19 protein-coding genes are annotated in these 21,244 nt (G+C 40.3%); 2 read left to right on the top strand and 17 right to left on the bottom strand.

All coding sequences use genetic code 11. The annotated features are described in order from the left end of the window. Nucleotides 1-17: 17 nt before the first annotated feature. The 13 genes from LI074_RS00245 to LI074_RS00305 form a co-directional block, all read right to left on the bottom strand. Nucleotides 18-2,201: a peptidoglycan D,D-transpeptidase FtsI family protein gene (locus tag LI074_RS00245; RefSeq protein ID WP_008706513.1), complete on the bottom strand. Its 2,184-nt coding sequence runs from the start codon at nt 2,199-2,201 to the stop codon at nt 18-20. Nucleotides 2,202-2,266: 65 nt separating this feature from the next. Further along, nucleotides 2,267-2,845: a hypothetical protein gene (locus LI074_RS00250; protein WP_020993617.1), complete on the bottom strand. Its 579-nt coding sequence runs from the start codon at nt 2,843-2,845 to the stop codon at nt 2,267-2,269. Nucleotides 2,846-2,860: 15 nt separating this feature from the next. Further along, nucleotides 2,861-3,796 (bottom strand): 16S rRNA (cytosine(1402)-N(4))-methyltransferase RsmH, encoded by a 936-nt coding sequence (gene rsmH / locus LI074_RS00255; protein WP_055058148.1) that lies wholly within the window; start codon nt 3,794-3,796, stop codon nt 2,861-2,863. A gap of 50 nt (nt 3,797-3,846) precedes the next feature. Further along, complete coding sequence (gene mraZ / locus LI074_RS00260; protein WP_020993618.1) at nt 3,847-4,278, bottom strand: division/cell wall cluster transcriptional repressor MraZ; 432 nt, start codon at nt 4,276-4,278, stop codon at nt 3,847-3,849. A gap of 293 nt (nt 4,279-4,571) precedes the next feature. Continuing rightward, nucleotides 4,572-5,594, bottom strand: a complete 1,023-nt coding sequence (gene lgt / locus LI074_RS00265; RefSeq protein ID WP_243246119.1) for a prolipoprotein diacylglyceryl transferase — start codon at nt 5,592-5,594, stop codon at nt 4,572-4,574. 20 nt (nt 5,595-5,614) lie between these two features. After that, nucleotides 5,615-6,712: a redox-regulated ATPase YchF gene (ychF, locus tag LI074_RS00270; RefSeq protein ID WP_008706507.1), complete on the bottom strand. Its 1,098-nt coding sequence runs from the start codon at nt 6,710-6,712 to the stop codon at nt 5,615-5,617. A gap of 496 nt (nt 6,713-7,208) precedes the next feature. After that, a complete protein-coding gene (locus LI074_RS00275) occupies nt 7,209-7,805 on the bottom strand; it encodes a hypothetical protein (RefSeq protein WP_055059339.1) in 597 nt (198 codons plus the stop codon). After that, complete coding sequence (locus LI074_RS00280; protein ID WP_173697574.1) at nt 7,802-10,240, bottom strand: glycoside hydrolase family 3 C-terminal domain-containing protein; 2,439 nt, start codon at nt 10,238-10,240, stop codon at nt 7,802-7,804. Before LI074_RS00280 ends, LI074_RS00275 begins: the two co-directional genes overlap by 4 nt. 26 nt (nt 10,241-10,266) lie before the next feature. Further along, complete coding sequence (locus LI074_RS00285; RefSeq protein WP_025578139.1) at nt 10,267-13,128, bottom strand: glycoside hydrolase family 3 C-terminal domain-containing protein; 2,862 nt, start codon at nt 13,126-13,128, stop codon at nt 10,267-10,269. 179 nt (nt 13,129-13,307) lie between these two features. Continuing rightward, nucleotides 13,308-14,615 carry an ATP-binding protein gene (locus LI074_RS00290; protein ID WP_118616772.1) on the bottom strand — a complete coding sequence of 436 codons (1,308 nt, stop codon included), beginning with the start codon at nt 14,613-14,615 and terminating at the stop codon, nt 13,308-13,310. 23 nt (nt 14,616-14,638) lie between these two features. Further along, entirely contained in the window at nt 14,639-15,343 is a 705-nt protein-coding gene (locus LI074_RS00295; protein ID WP_019162588.1) for a LytR/AlgR family response regulator transcription factor, read from the bottom strand. A gap of 146 nt (nt 15,344-15,489) precedes the next feature. Beyond that, entirely contained in the window at nt 15,490-15,666 is a 177-nt protein-coding gene (locus LI074_RS00300) for a hypothetical protein (protein ID WP_155512369.1), read from the bottom strand. Nucleotides 15,667-15,779: 113 nt separating this feature from the next. Next, entirely contained in the window at nt 15,780-16,550 is a 771-nt protein-coding gene (locus tag LI074_RS00305; protein ID WP_173697575.1) for an ATP-binding protein, read from the bottom strand. A gap of 168 nt (nt 16,551-16,718) precedes the next feature. Here LI074_RS00305 and LI074_RS00310 point away from each other — a divergent pair, with 168 nt between their 5' ends. Then, the gene (locus tag LI074_RS00310; protein ID WP_173697576.1) at nt 16,719-17,366 is read left to right on the top strand and encodes a TetR/AcrR family transcriptional regulator; all 648 of its coding nucleotides are present in this window, start codon (nt 16,719-16,721) and stop codon (nt 17,364-17,366) included. Here the strand turns inward: LI074_RS00310 and LI074_RS00315 are convergent. Next, entirely contained in the window at nt 17,288-17,914 is a 627-nt protein-coding gene (locus LI074_RS00315) for a DUF3786 domain-containing protein (protein WP_118610332.1), read from the bottom strand. The genes LI074_RS00310 and LI074_RS00315 overlap by 79 nt on opposite strands. 322 nt (nt 17,915-18,236) lie before the next feature. Between LI074_RS00315 and LI074_RS00320 the strand changes: the two genes are divergently transcribed. Then, a complete protein-coding gene (locus LI074_RS00320) occupies nt 18,237-18,686 on the top strand; it encodes an Rrf2 family transcriptional regulator (RefSeq protein WP_055058138.1) in 450 nt (149 codons plus the stop codon). A 262-nt stretch (nt 18,687-18,948) separates the two neighbouring features. Here the strand turns inward: LI074_RS00320 and LI074_RS00325 are convergent, their stop codons facing one another. The 3 genes from LI074_RS00325 to rsgA are packed head-to-tail and all read right to left on the bottom strand — an operon-like array spanning nt 18,949 to nt 21,241. Continuing rightward, nucleotides 18,949-19,680 (bottom strand): thiamine diphosphokinase, encoded by a 732-nt coding sequence (locus tag LI074_RS00325; RefSeq protein ID WP_265107626.1) that lies wholly within the window; start codon nt 19,678-19,680, stop codon nt 18,949-18,951. Between the two features lie 8 nt (nt 19,681-19,688). Then, complete coding sequence (gene rpe, locus LI074_RS00330) at nt 19,689-20,363, bottom strand: ribulose-phosphate 3-epimerase (RefSeq protein ID WP_026648253.1); 675 nt, start codon at nt 20,361-20,363, stop codon at nt 19,689-19,691. Then, nucleotides 20,363-21,241 carry a ribosome small subunit-dependent GTPase A gene (rsgA, locus tag LI074_RS00335; RefSeq protein ID WP_055199782.1) on the bottom strand — a complete coding sequence of 293 codons (879 nt, stop codon included), beginning with the start codon at nt 21,239-21,241 and terminating at the stop codon, nt 20,363-20,365. The genes rpe and rsgA overlap by 1 nt, the downstream gene beginning before the upstream one ends. Nucleotides 21,242-21,244 lie beyond the last annotated feature (3 nt).

The following is a 21,244-nucleotide window of genomic DNA, read 5'->3' on the forward strand; positions in this document are numbered from 1 at the left end:
GCTATAACTATACGTTTTTATTCCAGACCTGCTTCTTCATTGGTAATACCGTCCGTCTCTTCGTCATTATCCTCAGTCGTCTCAGCTTCATCATCCTCCAGAGGTGCAGGTGCATCAGGATTGGATACTGCATCTCCTGAAGAATCTGCATCCGTACTTCCCGAAGCACTGACAAGATTTGTAGACATCTTATAATTGCCTTCCTCATCCAATATGTGATCTCCATTGGCATCCAGCAGATATCCGTTTTCATCAATCCGGTTTCCATCCCAGTCTATCAGATTGCCATCTGCATCCACCAGATTACCGTCACTGTCAAGTTCGCTGTCCGATATGGAAGTACTCTTTAAATGTCCCTTAAACCCTTCCCACAATTCTGTCTCCGGCACTGTTCCATCTTCAGATTCATCCGGCACTACATTCAGATACGGAAGAAGCTCCGAAAGGATTCCCTGTGCAATATACTGCGGATAAGTACTGTTTGCCTGATCCTCTACATTCGGTTCATCTACAACTACATAAATTACCACAGCCGGGTCATCTACAGGAGCAAATCCAATAAAAGAAACCAGATATTTTCCGTTTCCTCGCGGGTATTTCTCCGCTGTACCTGTTTTACCGCCTGAACTGTAACCCTGCACTTTGGAATGACGGCTGGTACCCTGCTGTACACTCAATGCCATATAGCTTCTGATATCACTGGAAATCCTGGAGGAAATCGTCTGCTTCAGAAGTATCGGCGAGATTGTTTTTATAGTTCCGCCATTACTGTCAAGAACCTTTGTCACAAGATGCGGCTGATAATAATATCCGCCATTGATAACGGAACTCATCGCATTGATTTCCTGGATCATGGTACAGGTAAAACCCTGTCCAAAAGCAGAACATGCAAGTTCTGTTTCCCCCATACTGTCCTTAGTATGGATAATACCTGCGCCTTCATTCGGCAGATCAATCCCTGTCCTTGTTCCGAAATTAAACAGACTCTGTGCTTTGATAAACTGAGTAGCTCCCATCTTGGCACCAATCTGCATCATTGCATCATTACAGGAGTTTGCAATTACCTCTCCCAGTGTCTCTGTGCCATGTGCGCTCGGATAAACCGCACACTTGATCATAGTATCTCCAAAAGTCTGCGATCCATCGCATACAAATGTATCTGTTTCCTGTATCGCACCCTTTTCCAATGCAGAAGCCATGACGATCGGCTTTACAACAGATCCCGGCTCATAGGCATCTGTGACGCAGAAATTACTCCACATACCATTCAGAGCCTCCACTGTTTCCACATCATTCATCGCTTTGATTTCATCTTCTGTATATACAGCGGAAAGATCTCTCGGATTATTCAGATCATAACGGTCACCACCATCCATGGCAATAATCTCACCGGTGGACGGATTTTCAACAATGACACCTATATTCTTGGCCCCCATTGCCTCTTTAAATCCATTAACATATTTCTCAACAATCTGCTGTGCACCGATGTCAATGCTGGTCTGAATGCTTTTTCCATTCACCGCAGCAATAATGGTCTGCTCCACATCTGAATCATCATTGATATACCCATACTGTCTTCCGTCTACGCCTGTCAGTGTGCTGTTATAGTACCCTTCCAGTCCGATATCTGCCACATCTCTGTCCAGTGCAAAACCAATTGTATCGCATGCTGTTTCATTAAACGGGTAACTTCTCAGATAATCCTCTTCAAACCAGACGCCTTTGATATTTGCCCGTTCCTTTGCCTGCGCTTTAGTAAGACCGGAATCTTCATCCTCTGCCTTATATTTTTCAAATTCTTTCTTTTTGTCCATAGACAGCTGTTTTGTCAGTACCTGATACTGACTCTGGCTGGTTCTTGAATCGGCCAAAAGAGAACGCACTGTTTCTTCATCAATCCCCAGCACCTCATTTAAGGCACGTATTGTTGGCTCTACATAGTCCTCATCTGAATTTACAGTTTTACAGTCCAGGATCACATTATAAACTTTATTGCTGGTAGCCAGTATATTTCCGTTCTTGTCATAAATATCGCCTCTCTTTGCCGGCAGTACCTGGCTCTCATATTTCTGCTGTGCCTGACTTAACACCTGTTTTTTGTATTTGCTTCCACTGGTAGCATTAATATAAGTAATTCTCAGCACTAATATTACCAGAAGCAGTAACACAATTCCAAACAATATCAGCAGCTTTTCTTTCATGTTTTGATTTATTTTTCTCTGTGGTCTTCTTCGACTCTTTCTTCCCGTATTGCTCAATTAATCACCTACTTTGAATCTGGTATATCCTGATACTGTCTTACATAGCTGTTACCCGATGTAGAATAGGTTACTGTCTGATCATCTGACGGATATTTCATCCCCAGTCTTCCCAATGCAGTCTGCTTAATCTTATTCAGATCCACATTTGATGTCACCTGGCTGTAATATGCATCATTGTCTTCTTTTAAATCTGCCAGTTCCTCCTCAAGAGATGCAACTGTACTCATCTTTGCGGTAATCTCTGATTTATAACGAAGATATTTCACAGAGCAGAATAATATCGCCACACATACAACTGCCAGAAACGCTACAAATCCCCAGTTCATTGCAGTCGCCTTCTGCCTGTTCTTCTGTGCTTCTTTACTCAACTGATGTTTCTGCCTTGGTACCTGCGCAGGACTCGCCTGCACTCTTCGGTTTCGATTGGTCTGCTGCCTTCCCGGATTCTGTCTTCCCGGCTGCCTCTTTCTCTCCGGAACTTCTGCAAGACGTCTGACCGTATTTCCGTCAACATACATTCCTCTGTTTGTTCTGGCACTGGTTCTGCTTCTTCTTGCTGTTTCACTCCTGGTCGTTCTCGCCATTTCATGCCTCTCTAATTATAATACTCTCTCAAAAATCCGAAGCTTTGCACTTTTGGAACGCGGATTCTCTTCCATCTCTGTCTCCCCCGGAAGAATCGGCTTTCTTGTAATCACTTTTCCTTTGGATTTCTTCCCGCATACGCATACAGGAAAATCTGAAGGGCAGGTACACGGATTTTCATTTTTTCTGAAAATCGTCTTTACAATTCTGTCCTCCAGAGAATGAAAAGTGATAATGCAAAGTCTTCCGCCATCATCAAGAATATCGATCATTCCATCCAGAGAATCCCGCAGCACATCGAGCTCTCTGTTAAGCTCAATACGGATTGCCTGAAAAGTTCTCTTGGCCGGATGTCCTGACTTCACCTGCATCTTCATGGGAATGGATTCTCTGATGATTTCTGTCAGTTCTCCGGTGGTTGTGATCGGTTTCACCTGTCTGGCGGCAACAATATGTTTTGCAATATTTTTTGCAAATTTATCTTCACCGTAATCACGAATAATACGGTATAATTCTTTTTCTTCATAGCCGTTGACAATATCGCCGGCTGTCTGCGTCTGGCGCTGGTCCATGCGCATATCGAGCGGTGCATCTACCCTGTAGGTAAAACCGCGTTCTTCATTGTCAAGCTGATAGGAAGATACTCCAAGATCAAGGAGAATCCCGTCGACTTTATAGATGCCTCTTGCTGCCAGTTCCTGTACCATGTAACAATAATTGCTGCGAATGATCGTCGCCTGTTTATAGGGGGCTAACCTCTCACTCGCAGCAATTATCGCATCCTGGTCTTGATCTATGCCAATAAATCTCCCCTTGGCAGAAAGTTTCCTGCATACCTCACCGGCATGCCCTGCACCTCCTAAAGTACCATCCACGTAGATTCCGTCCGGTTTGATATTCAAACCTTCAATGGTCTCTTCCAGTAATACAGATTTGTGTTTAAATTCCATCTCCGTCTCCTGTCTGGATTTACTTTGCAAGATACTTCAAACGAGACCTGTCAGATTGTGATTCCCATGTCCTGCATGCTCTCTGCAATGCTGTCCATGTCATCATAATCACAGATCTCATTCCATTTTTCTTTGCTCCAAACTTCAATTCTGTTCAGATTACCTGTCAGAACCACATCTTTCTCCAGACCGGCAAATTCGCGCAGTGTCTGCGGTACAAGGATTCGTCCCTGCCTGTCCAGTTCACATGTAGTTGCTCCAGCTACAAAGAATCGTGAAAAAGTTCTGGCATTTTTATTTGTAAGTGGTAAAGATCTGAGCTTCATTTCAAAGGATTCCCATTCATCCATCGGATAAATGTAAAGACAGCCATCAAGCCCTCTTGTCAGAACAAACTCTTCCCCTAAGAGCTCCCTGAATTTAGAAGGAATGATCAGACGCCCCTTCGCGTCGATCGTGTGGTTATACTCTCCCATGAACATGTTACTCACCTACTCTCGCAAAATCTGAATCTCCCCTTCAGATTTCTCAGGTGGTAATGGACTCTGCCGTTATTCCCCACTCACCACCACTATTCACCACTTTCTACCACTTATGTGCTTATTCTAAACTATTTAGGCTGAAAAAACAAGGGGGAGAAAAAGATTTTTAAAATTTAGAACTCTGTTAACATTTATGAAACAACCTTATTTTTACGAGAAAAATGGGCTTTTATACACAAAAAGTGGGTTGAATTTCCACTTTCAACCCACTTATCTTTCAGATATATGTTTTTTTACTGTTCTTCTTTTGAATTTGTGGGAGAAGTTCCCACATCTGGCTTTACCTGTTCATCCATCTCCGGCCGGATTTCCGGTTCCGGTTTCATTTCAGAAGTCTCAGGAAACATCTGTTTTTCTTTCACTGACTCGTCCAGAAATCTTTTTTTCCTCTGCCGGCGCATAGTATCTCTTTTCTGTGCCATCACTCTGCGTACGATCACTACAGGCATAAAAACAGCAAATAATATAGCGGAAATTACCAGCGAAATCCCCACTTTTGTCCCCGGAATATAAAGCTTATCTGTTCTGAACCATTCAAAGAAAAACCTTCCCAGACCATAACCTGCCAGATAGATCATAAACAATTCGCCTTCATATTTCTTTTTTCGGCGCATGGCCATCAACAGCAGAAATAACAGCAGACACCACAGACTTTCATAAAGAAAAATCGGCTGAACCTGAATATATGAAATCCCATTTATGGTCAGCAGATTATCTCTCATTGCTCCCGAAACTTCTCCTGACCGCACAGCTGAAACCGGTATCTGCATTGCCCATGGCAGATCTGTATATTCTCCGAAAGACTCTCTGTTAAAAAAGTTACCCCAGCGCCCTATAGCCTGTCCCAGAAGTATTCCGGGACACGCAATATCGGCACTCTGCCAGAATGACGTTTTGGTAATCCTGCAAAATACCGCTGCCGCAAGAAATCCAAAGAGCAGACCACCATATAAAGCGTAACCACCATTTCGAAAGTCCAGTATGGCATTCAGATTTTCTTTATAAAATCCCCATGAAAAAGCCACATAAAATAATCTAGAACCTGCCACTGAAACCAGCAGGGAGATAAGCATCATATCGAGATACCTGTTCTGATCTTCCCCATTTCGTTTCGCTTCAAGTGTCACAAGTCCCATTCCAAGAAGAGCACCCACAGCAATCAGTACTCCATATATGGTGAATTCCATTCCAAATATCTGAAATGAGCGTGGCACATAATCAAAGACCAGGCCAAGTCCCGGAAAACGTATCGACATTTCCATAAATCACCTGTTCATCATACATTGAATCGGAATAAGATCACATCTCCATCCTGTACAACGTATTCTTTACCTTCCATTCTTACAAGACCTTTCTCTCTGGCACCTGCGTAGGAACCACAATCCAGAAGATCCTGATAATTTACAACCTCAGCTTTAATAAATCCTCTTTCAAAATCTGTATGGATCTTACCTGCTGCCTGAGGAGCTTTTGTTCCGATTTTAATTGTCCAGGCTCTTGTCTCATCCTCACCTGAAGTAAGGAAACTCATCAGTCCAAGAAGATGATAGCTTGCTTTTACAAGTTTCTCAAGTCCTGATTCTGTCAGTCCCAGATCCTCCAGGAACATTTTCTTCTCATCATCATCCAGTTCAGAGATCTCTTCTTCGATTTCTGCACAGATAACGAAAATCTCACTGTTCTGCTCTGCCGCATATTTGCGCACTGCCTGTACATGGCTGTTGCTTTCACCGTCATCAGCCAGATCTCCTTCTGCTACGTTTGCTGCATAGATCACAGGCTTCCAGGTAAGCAGATTATAAGTAGACATCCAGGCTTCTTCATCTTCATTTTCCATTTCCATAGTGATTGCCATCTTGCCATCTTCCAGATGTGTTTTTACCTTCTGAAGGAAATCAAGCTCCTTGGCAGCCTCTTTGTCCATGCGTGCTGTTTTTGTAACTTTTGCAATTCTTCTCTCAAGGATCTCAAGGTCTGAGAAGATCAGCTCCAGATTAATAGTTTCAATATCACGGATAGGATCAATACTTCCATCTACATGGATAACATTGGAATCTTCAAAGCAGCGGACTACATGAACGATTGCATCTACCTCACGGATATTTGCAAGGAACTGGTTTCCAAGGCCTTCTCCTTTGGATGCTCCCTTTACAAGTCCTGCAATATCTACGAATTCAATTACAGCAGGTGTCACTTTCTTAGAATGATAAAAGTCTCCGAGAAGCTTCAGTCTCTCATCCGGCACTGTAACAACACCTACATTAGGGTCAATGGTACAGAACGGATAATTTGCAGATTCTGCGCCTGCCTTTGTCAATGAATTAAATAATGTACTTTTTCCAACATTGGGTAATCCGACGATTCCTAATTTCATTTTTTATATTTCCTCCTATAAATCCTTTGATTTTATCCCAGTCCAATAGCTAAATCTTTGATTGACCAACATATCAAATGACAATCAAGTGGATATTCACAATCCAAGCTCTTTGCCTTTTAAATCTTTTCCCATATTTCAGCTTCTCTCATCAGAAGTCCTAATACAGTACTTTGTATTATACCATAGCATCTTATCTTTGTGAATATTCATTTTCATCTCATCTCCTGCTAATATTTCCACACTTTTCGAAATGAATTTTTCAAATTCTTCTCTCGCCTCATTTCTATTTCTAATTATTGTAAAAATCATTTTTATACCGGCTCAAAAAATGTCCTTACACATATTCAAAAGATGAAGGGCATAAATACAGCCTCTTATAGAATACTTGAAAACAAAAAAGCACTCACCTATTTCAGGTAAATGCCTTAGTCAAGCGGATATTCACAATCCGCTTTGCTACTTGCTCATAACCGAATAACTGCTCCGCAGTTTATCAGAAAGATTCAGCCTTCCCCTCCGGGAAAATAATTTTAAACACAAAGAAAAAAATCACCATGGAAACTCCACCTGTAATAATTGTCACAAGCATGTTATAGACTGCCGGTGCCACATATGCAGATGCAACTGGCATCCACAGATTATTAAATCCATTACAGATCAGTGAAATTACCACCCATGCTATAAAATACCAGATTGCCTGATATACAGGATTTCCATGGCTTTTAAAAGTAATATTTCTCTGAAGTGGAAAATTGATACACTGTGCAAGAAATGACCCCAATTCATAACTGATAAAATAGCCAAGTCCACCACCGATCAGTATATTCCCCGTTGCATCACGCAATACATTATACCCCAGTAAACTCCATGTAAATTTTACTCCAAACAGATTCATGGAAACCTTTGGCCACATAAATTCTGTACCAGCCAGACCAATTCCCAAAATCCCTGGTAAAAATGTAAATACAAGATACTGGAATACTGTCACGCCCATACTGAATATAACAAAATAGAATATCTGATAAAGCCATTTTGCAAAAGTAGCATGTTTCTCTTCAAAACATTTCCATATATTTTTTATATGATTCATCTGCACTTCCCTCCGGCTCCTTTTAATAATTTTTCATATTTCTTATTATTTCTTCTGTTTCTGAAATATCCGCCAACTACTTTTTTTACTCCAAGCATAAAGTGGCCATTCACAGCATCGACAATTCCATATACCATTTCCATACTGACTGCCCCACCGGTCATCTTGGCAATCCCCCGAAACGGCATATTGTAAATAAAAAGAATATTCAAATCTGGCTTTCCCTGTGCCTCACTCTTCTTTTTCATTTTTGTGAGATATCTATATATCAGCCTTGCAAGTCGGCTTTTTGCATAATACATCTGACAGATTGCATCATTGATTCCCAGATTTCCACTCCATCTTCCGTTCGGTATCTCATGGCCAAGAAGTTCATGAAATTCCTCATCTGATATTTTCTGCACGATTCCTGTATAATAGTAAGGCATTTTTGCCGGATTATACGGATACCCTTTACTATTTCCTGTTCTCTCAGTCGTACCTGTTAAACGAATATCTGCAACACTGGCTCCTACCATAATCTGATAAGTTCCTGTTTCTATTTCCCACTGTCCCGTTTTTATATTCCAATAACGAAATGTCTTATCATCAAAGGGAATCCTGAGCTGTCTGCTTTCTCCTGCCTTTAGATAAACTTTTGCAAAACCTTTCAGTTCTTTTTCCGGTCGGAATACGATTGCATTAGGAAGTCCTACATACATCTGAACAACCTCAGCTCCGTCTCTGTCACCTGTATTGGTAACCGAAACTTTGATTCCATCCTCTTCTATGATAAGATCAGAATATGTAAATTCCGTATAAGAAAGCCCAAAGCCAAATGGATATTGCACCCGAACTTTTGAAGTATCATAATAGCGATATCCCACATAAACACTCTCGCGGTATTCCGATGTTTTCTCATTACTTGGATAATATCGGAATGCCGGTGTCTGTTCATAAGAGATGGGATATGTTTCTGCCAGTCTTCCTGATGGATTCACTTTTCCGGTCAGAATATCCAATGTTGCAGAAGCGCCTGCCTGTCCATTCAGATAGCCATGCAAAATCGCTTTGCAGCAGGTGTGCCATGGCATTTCTATCGCAGATCCTGCACTCAGTATTCCAATAATATTTTCATTCACTTTACTGATATCCTGCAGAAGATCTATCTGATTCTGCGGAATACGCATATGGGTTCTATCCAGTCCTTCTGATTCACTGATCTCATCAAGACCAAAGCAGAAAATCACAATATCCGCGTTCATAGACAAATTTAATGCAAACTTTCTATCATTCTCATCTACATCTCCATTTCTCTGATAGCCTCTTGTCATCCCCAGAATATTCAGATCATATTGTTGCAAAATCGCTGACATATCTTCTACTTTTGTTGGATTGACCATAGAAGATCCTGCCCCCTGATATCTGGGTGAAAAAGCAAAATCTCCAATAATAGCGATGGATTTTTGGGTATCCAGAGGAAGAATCTGTTTTTCATTTTTCAGAAGAATCATGCTTTCTGCTGCTGCTTTCCTTGCCAGTTGATGATGTGCGTTTCTGTCAAAGTTTTTATCTGAAAGCTTCTTCCCTGATGTCAGTTCCATCACTGCATCCACCAGTTCTCCAACTCTTTCATCCAAATCCGCTTCCTTCAGCTTTCCATTTCGGACAGCAGCAATCACTTCTCTTGCAGAATCGTACCCACAGGACGGCATCTCCAGATTTGAGCCGGCAGCAACACCTTTCACATGGTCATTGCTTCCGCCCCAGTCTGTTACTACAATTCCATCAAATCCCCATTCTTTGCGCAAGATATCTGTCAAAAGATGTTTGTCCTCATTAGCATAAATCCCATTAATCTGGTTGTAACTGCTCATGATTGCTTTTGCGTGTCCTTCTTTAACAGCTATCTCAAAACCGGTCAGATAAATTTCTCTTAATGTCCGTTCGTCAACAACTGCATCCATTGCCATTCTCCGAAGTTCCTGACTGTTAACCGCCAGATGCTTCGGGCAGGCATAAACGCCTTTACTCTGTATTCCACGAATATATGACGCTGCCATCTTCCCGGAAAGATATGGATCTTCTGAAAAATATTCAAAATTTCTTCCACATAACGGGCTTCTTTTAATATTTAATCCCGGACCAAGCAGGATATTTACATCCATACTTGCTGCTTCCTCTCCAAGGGCCTGTCCAATCTCTTCCCCCAGATCCTGATTCCAGCTGTTTGCAATCGTCGCCGCTGTGGGAAAACACGTTGCGTTCATGGATGCATTCAGTCCCAAATGGTCTCCTGCTCCTGCCTGTTTTCTGATTCCATGCGGTCCATCCGAAAGAAAGATGGACGGGATGGAAAGCCTGTCAATTTCTCTGGTCTGCCAGACAGTTTTTCCACTGAGGATCGCTGCCTTTTCTTCTATTGTCATCTTTTCAATCAATTTTTGCTGTTTCATAACTGTTTTCCATCCCACTTTCTTCCTTATTCAGCATTCTTTCTTTTCTTATATCCTCTGATTACCAGTACTTCCATTCCTGCCATGAAAAGTGCCATTACAATGTCGATACCAATTCCTGCTTTTTTCCAGTTTTCCATACCTGTTTCTTCGTGTTCTCCATCATAAGCCCAGCTGCTTACAACTGTATACATGACATTTTTGCAGGCATTTCTCATCTGAAGTACAGCTGTTGGATGCTCCGGATTGGCTACATTGTTCTCTTCTCCGTTGAATGTGGACAACATTGCATCTACTCCATTCGCCAAAGCTGCATCTGCATTCATAAATCCATGACCATTGTTTCGGAAGAAGTCTGTAAGTGCCATTCCCCTGAATCCCCATTCATCTCTGAGAACTGTATTCATAAGGTTACTGCTTTCTCCAGTCCATTTATCTCCAAGGAAACTCCAGGAAACCATAACCGCATTTGCGCCACCCTGTTTTACAGAAATTTCAAATGGTTTCAGATAGATTTCCCGGATTGCCTGCTCATTTGACCAGACACTTACCATCTTTGCATTTCCCTCATACAGAGCAAAATGTTTGATATAAGAATAAACTCCATATTTTCTTGCTCCTTCTACTGCTTTTGCTCCCATATTTCCTGCAAGAACTCCATCTTCTGAAAAATATTCATAGTTTCTTGCTCCAAATGTGGTTCTATGAGTATTCATACCTGGTGCATACCAGCCCTCTGCACCCATTTCCTGACTGATCTTGCCCATGCATTCACCCCAGGCCTGTGCAAGTCCCTTATTCCATGTGGAAGCAACCACAACTTCAATTGGAAATCCAATAGAACCAACTCCTGTAAAGTTGTTATTAATTGCTGCTGGTCCATCGAAATCAAGTGTAGCCACTTTTCCCACAGAGTCCATGGCTGCTGTCTGATAGCCAGCCATTGCAATCATATTTGCCATTTCATCAACAGTAAGCTGATCCAGAAGTTTTTCCCAACGAGGATCGTCATAATCAGCATCACACATATCAGCTAATGTAAGTCCATTATCTGCTCCCGTTGTCGGCATTACATCCTTATCATTGAGATATGTAGTCTTATCAAAGTTGCTGTTCAAATGATATTCAGAAACATATGGCTCACCCAGCTCTGCAGATGCCGGTGCTGCTGTAGCCTCTTCATAATTTGCAAAATGATCAGCACGTGACAGATATGTCACATCGCCTTTTGCATCTTCAAATACATTTGTTGCTGCAGTATCATCTGATGCTCTTTTATTTTCTCCCTCATATACTACATCAGCATCTGCAGTATAAGTTTTCTGATCCAGCACAGTGTGTGAATCACTGTTAATAGAGATCACGTAATCGCCTTTTTCAAGAACATACGCTTTTGCATTATTCTCATCATAAGAGGCCATATCTTCTATACTGAATGTAACTGTAACAGTCTGAGATTCTCCCGGCTGAAGCAGATCTGTTTTTGCAAACTCGATCAGATTTGCAGAAGATTTCTCAATTCCCCCATTTGTATATGGCGGTTTATAATACACTTCTACTACATCTTTTCCGGCAACATCTCCTGTGTTGGTTACTTCTACATCTACAGAAATCTGTCCGTCTTTTTCCTCCAATTCACCCATTTTCTGTTCAAATTCCGTATAACTCAGACCATATCCAAATGGATACTGTACAGTCTTATCGTAATCAATCGCACCTTCCTGTGCAGCTGTTTCATAGTACTTGTATCCTACATAAATACCTTCCACATAATTGGTAAATGCCGGAGCATACACCTGGGCAGTTCCTGCGTTCATTCCTTCAACGGCCATATCTGCCAGATTTGTATACTCCGTTTTTTCTGCATTATTCCACCACGGAGCAGTCGTCATATCATAAATAAATGTATCCGGTGTTTTTCCGGAAGGATTGACTTCACCTGAAAATACTTTACCAAGTGCATTAAATCCCACATTTCCCGTTCCGGGGCACCATACAACAGATTTAATCTGAGGATATTCATCTGCGAAACCAAGTTCAAACTGATTTGCTCCATTATAAACCACAATCACATTATCAAAGTTTGAACAAACCATATCTACCATATCTCTCTCAGTTTGTGAAAGCTGTAAATAATGCTCTCCCTCAGGAAAATCATCATATTCATCTGAATTATTATCATATGCTGCTTTTCTTACATCCATAGGAATATCATTATGACCTTCACCTGCTTTTCTGGAAAGAACCACAACTGCCACATCAGAATACTCTTTCGCACTTTTAATAAGCTCATCACTGTAAGTATCTACAGGTGGCTCCGGTAATGTCCAGCTCTGTTTCTGGATAGACATTTCCGGATTATCTGCACCATAATTGTTATAAAAATCAACCAGCTCCTGGTTAATAGAAAATCCGGCATTTTCAAGTCCCTGATTCAGACTGACAATATCATACAGATCATTAATTCCACCGGAACCAGCTCCGCCGTAAGCCGGATTAATAGATTCCCAACCAAAAATATTCAGTTTTTTTGTTTCATTTAAAGGAAGCAGGCTTTCATTCTTCAGAAGAACAATTCCGTCTTCCATAATTTCTTCTGCTACTTCCGCAGCTTCTTCATTTGTTTCATCGCTTAAAGTTCCATTTCCCGTTGCCAGTCCAATCAACGTAGACATTGGTCCAAAACAGATCATATTCACGCAGACAACAACTGCAAGAACCATTGCGATCGCAGCTTCTCCTCTTATCAGAAATCTTTTGCCCCTGGACATCCTGCGGCATGCGATCATAATTACGATTCCAATTACAAGTGCAGCAATAATACCGATAATATACGGTTTGCATAATTGTAATACCGCCAGAACATCTTCCATTTCAACACTGATCATTCTCTTTTTTCCTCCTTTGACTCTCTCGCCTTTTTCAGGTATCATTTCTTGTTGACATTACTATAACATGGTTATTATTTCGTGCCGTTTTTGGCACAAGATGCAGCAAATATGGCACAAAATACTAAAAAAGGTCCACCGGACCTGTCGTATGCTTGGCAACAAAAATACCCAGAGCATTACAATACTCTGGGTAAAAGAATCTTTAATTCAAACCAGTTCTGCTGTACTCCAAATACTACAGAACCATCATATTTTTCTACAGCTTTACGAATGCTCTTCAATCCAAAACCATGGTTTTTACTATCCTTTTTTGTTGTTGTAATCAGATCCTCTTCATTTTTGGAAATTTCTGCTTCACAATAATTCTCTATCTTGATGAACACAAATCCTTTTTGAGCGGATACTGTCAGATGGATCAGTCTTTTTTCCGGATCTGGAATTAAAATTACATGTTCAATCGCATTATCCAAAGCATTTCCAAATATAGAACATATATCTGTTACATGCATATGATCCAATAATTTTCCATCTGCCACACAGGTAATCTGTATATGATTTTTTCGACAATGGAAAATCTTAGCTGCCAAAATCGTATCAAGTACCTGATTCCCCGTTCTGCTTATATTCTCAAAAGCAGCGATTTCCTTTTCCATGGAATCAATCCATTTTTTTCGTTTCTCTTCATCTGATTCCGCACGAAGTCCCGTTATCTGGTGTTTCAGATCATGGTATTTCATTTGTATGAGATCCAGGCTGTCCTGATAATTTCGGTATTGATCATACTGGCTTTTCAGCATCACGTTCATTACTGAAAGTTCTTTCTCGGCAACATACTCACTGATCCTGCTCTGATAAGCATGCAGGATTGCAATTCCTCCAAAATCGATCAGTGTTCTGATAGAAAAAATATCTGCACGTTCTCTGCTCGCAAATGGTGCATTTTCATTTAAAAAGCTCAGATTACTAAAAGCAAAGATTGCAACAGCCATGATTGCCGCCGCTACTACTTCCTTTACTGTCATCTGTTCAAGATAATTCTGCTTCAGAAGATCTTTTTCTAAATAAATATCAATAGTAAAGCAGCCTCCAAAAACAACCATCGTAATCAGAATTTCAACCCCGAGGCTCTGATTCCCCCATGCCTGTACAATAGATACCATCTGCCACTGCAGCGAAGCTGCAAACTCTGCAAGAACAAATGCACGGGCACAGCAATAAGCCGCTCCCAGAGGCTTCATATTTCCTCCGACCATAAGAAATCCATACATCATACCTGCAGCGATCATCATACAGGGAATCCACAAAATTTCAGTTACGCTGCCTGTCAAAGTCAGAAAAATACTCTGCATTGCCAACATGAAAAGACTGCCTGTAAAAAAATGTACAGATTTCATGTTTTCTTTTTTTAGGATATAAAGATAAACCAGACATGATCCCCACTCTGCTATTGCCGTATAAATTCTTGGAATATCCTGATATAACATAGTATCCTCCATTTCGCATGAAATCATTCCATATTGAGGTTTTGCAGAAGCAGATTCATGAATTCTTTTTTTCTGGTTCTGCTGACAGGTATATGTACATTATGGATCACACAATCAGAACCAACAAATCCCTCTACATGATTCATATTTACCAGATATCCCTTTGCACATCGAAAAAAATTATGTACCGCAAGTTTTTCTTCGAGTTCTTTCATCGTAATTCTTGAACAGTAATCTCCTCTCGAAGTATGATAAATTACATTATGTCTCTGCCCCTCAATAAAATAGATATCTGCTATATCTATCTTTACAACTCCTTCCCCAATCGGAATCGTAAGAAATTCTTTAACCTCAGAGCGCATACGTCCAACTGCTTTATCCAGTTTCTGCGAAAAAGAAAAGTACTCAACTGGTTTTACTACATAATCCATTGCATCAACTTCATATCCACGTACTGCATATTGAATCATATTTGTAATAAACATAATAATTACTTTCTGATCCATCTGACGGATTTTTTCTGCTGCTGTCATACCGTCCATGAACCGCATCTGAATATCCATCAGAATAATGTCAAAACCGCCACTGTAATTCTCAGTGATATCTTCTCCATCACCAAATACCGTAACCTTTATTGATCTTCCCCTTTCCGTTTGATATTTCCGGATATACTCTGTTAATTGTTTTACGTAAATTTCTTCATCTTCCACAATTGCAATCTGTATCATCCTATACCCTCCACAAGAATTGCATTTTTTGTAACTGTTCAAGCCCGCACAATATAGTTCCAGGTTTTTACTGTTATTTTATAAATAACTTTTGTTTTAGTATATCACTGCTTCATTCCTGAGTCAAGTGGATGTAATATTACAAATTACACCTGTATAATCTGGTTTTCTTTTATCGTATATCCACAGTTATCGCATACACTGTCGCCAACTGTTTTTCCATCTCTCACAAATACTTCTATATCTGCACTACATTTCGGACATTTAACTTCTTCAATTGAAGTCATGTTTCTGGCGTCCATACATCCTGAAAAAAATCCCATCTTTTCACCTTTTTCCTGTATATATTCTATTATTTTCTTAACCTAATTTTTCTTTTATTTTTTTATCTCATCTACTGCTGTCTGGCTGAAATCATAAAGAGAACCTCCCTCTCTCACAGTCCTAGCTTCTTTACAATTTCTCCCAGTGCACTTCTGACCGGAGAATCTTTCGGAAGCTGTATGATCGGCTTTCCATTACAGTCATACTGATATACCTGGTCATCATGTGGTACAACCCCTAACAGTTCCAATCCCTGATTTCGGATTTCTTCCAGAGTTCCGGCATCCAGTTTTCCATCCGGAACACGATTCACGATTAATCCAGTTTTCTGTGGTTTAAAGTTTAACTCCTTCATCAGCTTTGCAATACGTCCGGCTGCCTGAACACCTCTTCTGGAACAGTCACTTACAAGAATGGCAACTTCCATCATTGGCAGGATTCCTCTGCTGATATGTTCCATACCTGCTTCGTTATCAACCACAATATATGGATAATGGCTTTGCAGTTTCTGAACCTGGGTCTGCACAAGACCATTTACAAAACAATAGCAGCCCTGTCCCTGGGTTCGTCCCATTACCATCAAATCATAATCGTCTTCTTCTGCAATCGCATCAGAAAGACGCATTTCCAGATATGCCTGTTTTGTCATACCGGAGGGAATCTGATATCGTGGGTCTATGCCTGCCCGCTCAATTTCTTCTCTCAGCTCCCCAAGTGTGACCTCCGGCTCAACACCGAGCACTTCGTTCAAATTTGCATTTGCATCTGCATCCACCGACAGGACCGGACGTTTTCCGCTTTCACATAAATACTGGATCAACAGTCCACAAAGAGTTGTTTTTCCTACGCCACCTTTTCCTGATACTGCAATTACATGTCCCATGTTTTTCCTCCTAAAATTCTGAACAATCTGTTGACTTTTTCTTTAAACCTCATTATAGTTGTTACTATATAAATTACAATAATCAGTCTGTGAGATTTGTATGGTTACTCAACACATCAGAAAAATTGTTGAGAAATCATATGATACTAACTAATACAGGAGTATATAATGTCAGAAAAAACGAGAAAACAAGATCGCCGTACCCGCTATACCAGACAAACCATAAAAGATACGTTCTTAGAATTGTTAAAACAGAAAAGTTTTACGAAAATTACAGTTACTGAGGTCTGCAAAAATGCTGAAATCAACCGTGGCACTTTTTATCTTCATTACTACGATATCTATGATGTATTATCAGATATTTTTAATGATATGACTCAGGATATGTTAACAACTGTAGATCATTTATTCTGTCTAAATCAAAAAAGCTGTTCCTATCCGTTCTGTCAGAAAATACAGATGGAATCACAATACAGGGCACTGTTTCTGGATGATGCAATTGCCCCTATTCTTCTGGAAAAAATAGCAGAAAATACAAAAGAAGGCTATGTGACCTGGCTTATGTCACACAGCCTCCTGACCTTTGAACAGGCAGAATCGGTTTTTTATTTTCAAATGAATGGCTGCCTTTCCATCAACAGACTGATGCTCCGCAATCACTGTAATGACTGGAAACAGATTCAGACAGTAATCGACAAATTTATCAAATCCGGGCTGGAAAGTTTTCTGATTCATGATCAGAGGGAAGAAAATGCTTCCGATAATTTTTGCAGCAAAATTTCTCCAACTGTTACCGCATCTTCTACACTCAGATAATGATCAGCATGATCCTGAAGAAATATTTTGCCAGATGCAGGAAATTCTTCATCTGCAAACCATATCTTTAAAGTTACCGGATATCTTGGCAGAACTGGAAAAACAGCACACAGATCCGCCTTTGTCTCTGTGAATTCTGCACCTAGGTTTTTACATGCTTTCTGAATTTTCTCAGGATCTTTATCCTGCAAAAGCTTTTCCAGTTTCTGCTCTGCAGTCCGGTCAAACTTGGTTCCTCGAATCAATCCATCTTTCAGGTTACCAAAAGTAATGAGCTTCTGTGAACCTTCTGTTCCATCGGCCATATCCAGATAATGCAGCAATGTCAGATAATGCCATTCGTCCATGTCTGAGTTAATACGAAACTCAGGGAGTTGAATTTCAATCGTTTCATAAAAACTCAGTACTTCAAGCACATTTCGGCTGCTATGAAAAACAGCCCCGCTTTTTGCAGCAATATCCTCTCCGGAACGATTTTGCAGCCGTTTTACTGCTGCCTGCAACATTTCCTGAAATGCACGATTTTCTGTTTGATTTTTGTATTCCATAAGTTCTCCTCTGTGAATATTTTATCACATCATATAATAATCAATGTTTATTCAAGGATTTTGGTAGTTTCATAAATTTGTCTACGATCAGCATATTATACAATCCTCCGTAAGTTTCATTCCTGTGTTGACTTTTCCTTTAAATTTCATTATAGTTGTAATTATATTATTTACAATCATCAAAATAATAAATATGCACAGTTTCTCAACATATTGGAAAGAACTGTTGAGAACTTGAAATGTTTTAGACAAACCAGAAATATTTTTGTCTCAAAAATGTGAAAGCAAAATCATTATATCATACTACAAGGAGTTTCTTATCATGAAATATTCAACGAAATTAAGCGATACTGTCCATGTAATGGTTCTGATTGCTATCAACCAGGAAAAATCCCTCTCCAGTGCCTCAATTGCAGAAAGTGTCCATACAAATCCCGGCTTTGTACGCCAGCTTATGTTAAAACTAAAAAAGGCCGGACTTATGACCAGTGTAGCCGGACATGCCCGTCCTTCTCTTTCAAAACCGGCAGACCAGATTACATTGCTGGATATTTATAAGGCAGTTGAAGGTGAGAAACCGCTGCTTCATTTAGATACTCATACCAATCCTGATTGTGGTGTTGGTATTAATATTCAGTTATCTTTGCAGGGATTTTATAATGAAATTCAAAAAAACGCTGAAGAAAAGATGAATACGATTACTTTACAGGATATCATAAATACTTATTACCAGCGAACATCCATGCAAAATGATTTACAGAATATTATATAGCAGGAGAAACGAGAAAGGACTTCCAGATATGGATTATCTTCTAAATGATGACGAATCTGATAACAATTTGGCGAGGAAAATTTTTATATTTTCTAATCCAGGAATTTTCTTGTTATCATGCCCGCCTCCGTGCGGGCATTTTTTAATTCAGCAGAGCACCGCAGGCGGTCTTTCCTATAAAGTAAAAAAAGCGGTAAATTCAGCTCATCTGCAAGCTCCAGTGCCTCCCTGGGAAACTCATCAAAAAAACGTGTCTTGTGTTTTAGTCTCTTGACATTATCATAAGCAATTCTCCTGAGCTAAATGTAACTCTGGCATGTTCGCTGATTATCTCATTGCTTACAGTAAGTCCACTGTCTGCTGCTGTCAGACAATAGTTACTCAGGGGATATTTAAATCCTTCCAGAGTCAGATCTGTCACATTTCCTCCAAATGGAAAAAATGACACATATTTTCCAAACTGTTCTGACTTTTTCAGAACTGTTCCGTCTGAAATAAGCTTCATATAATTATACTGATCCACAAGTGTTACTTCTGCCCCCTGGTTTTGTGCCAGGACAAAGAGTCCGAAATTCGCCATAAGATGATCTACTCTGTTTCCTGTCACACCAAAGATCACTATCTTTTTCGCACCGGTCCTGATCGCATAATTCATGGCAGACTGTGTATCTGAGTCATCTTTTTCCGGTCTCAGGCGGATAACTTTTATTTCTTTTTTTTCATTTCCAAAGCCTTTTTGCAATTTCCACTCAGTCATTCCACCATAGGGAATTTCACTGTCCATACTTCTTTCTTCCTGAATTTCCAGGAATTTTTTTCCATCTTCAGACAGACTGTCAAAATCTCCAATAACTGCATCCGGCAAAAGCTGATGCTCCAGAAAGAATTCCAGCCCTTTATCAGCTGCGATCAGACAGGCTTCATTCTTTTTTAAAAAATCGAGGGCAAAATCACTGTGGATATTGCCCCCGCTTACAATTATCGTATCTATCATGCTCTTCCTCAGTCAATCCTTCTTATGATCTCATCCATTCGTTCTCTGGCATGTTTTACATTTTTTGCCAGATCATCGTTGAAAACATAAGAACCTGCTACCAGCAGATTTGCACCTGCTGTGAGCACTGTCTCCATTGTCTCATCATTGATACCACCATCAACCTGAACATCTACATCCAGATCCTCGGCCTCGATCAGTTCACGTACTTCCCTGATCTTTTCCGTACATTCTTCCATATACTTCTGACCGCCAAATCCCGGCTGTACAGTCATGATCAGAACCATATCCACATCGCTGAGCATATGACTTATATCATTTACAGGTGTAGCCGGTTTGATGGAAACTCCCACCTTCACACCTGCTTCCCTGATCTGTTCAATAGTTCTCTCAAGATCTTCACATGCCTCCGCATGTACTGTAATGGAATCTGCCCCACATTCCACAAAATCTCTGATATATCTCTCAGGCTCTGTAACCATGAGATGTACATCAAAAAACAACTTTGATTCCTTTCGGATAGACTTTATCACCGGCATTCCAAAAGAAATACTCGGTACAAAATCACCATCCATAACATCAATATGAAGCCATTCAATCCCCTCTTTTTCCAGGGTTTTGATCTGTTCGCCCAAACGGTTAAAATCTGCCGATAAAATAGAAGGGCACAACTGATACATAATTAGAATCTCCTTTTCTCTTTTAATTCATTATAAAGTCCCAGATAATCTTCATAGCGAAGCTGGCTGATCTTATGCTCTGCCAATGCTGCTTTCACGCCACAGTCCGGTTCATGGATATGTCTGCATCCCTGAAACCTGCACTGTTCTTCATATCTGCGAAACTCCGGAAAATACGCCTTAAGTTCCTGTTCTTCTATATCTGTCAGATATAAAGAAGAAAATCCCGGTGTATCCATCAGATAAGTATCATGTCCCACCGGTATCACCTGAGAATGACGCGTGGTATGCTTTCCACGTTTCAGCTTCTTACTTATCTCCCCGGTTTCCATCTGTACATTTTCCTGCAGTGCATTGGTAATTGAAGATTTTCCCACACCGGAAGGTCCTGCAACTACAGTTGTTTTTCCTTTCAGGATCTCACGTATCTCATCCAGTCCCTCTCCATTAAAAGTACTGGAAAAAATCACATCATATCCACAGCTCTTATAGGTTTCATATAAAAGCTCCAGTTCTTCCTGTTTTGCAAGATCTTTCTTGTTAAAACATATGACTGCCGGAACATTCTCTTTCTCCATCATGATCAGAAAACGGTCAAGCAGCATAAAATTAGGTTTAGGATTCTCCATTGCAAAAATCACAAAAGCCTGATCCACATTGGCAACGGCCGGACGGATCAATGAATTTTTTCTGGGAAGGATGGCAGTCACACTGCCTTCCTTCTCCTGTTCATCCAAAACCTCTATCTCCACATTATCCCCTACAAGAGGTTTCTGTTTATCTTTTCTGAATATTCCCTTTGCTTTGCATTCATAAATCTCATCATTTTCTGCATAGATGTAATAAAATCCTGCAATTCCTTTTATTATCTTTCCCTGCATGGA

Source organism: Blautia sp. MSK18_10 (assembly GCF_020553185.1).
In the GTDB taxonomy this organism is placed as follows: Bacteria; Bacillota; Clostridia; order Lachnospirales; family Lachnospiraceae; genus Blautia_A; species Blautia_A wexlerae.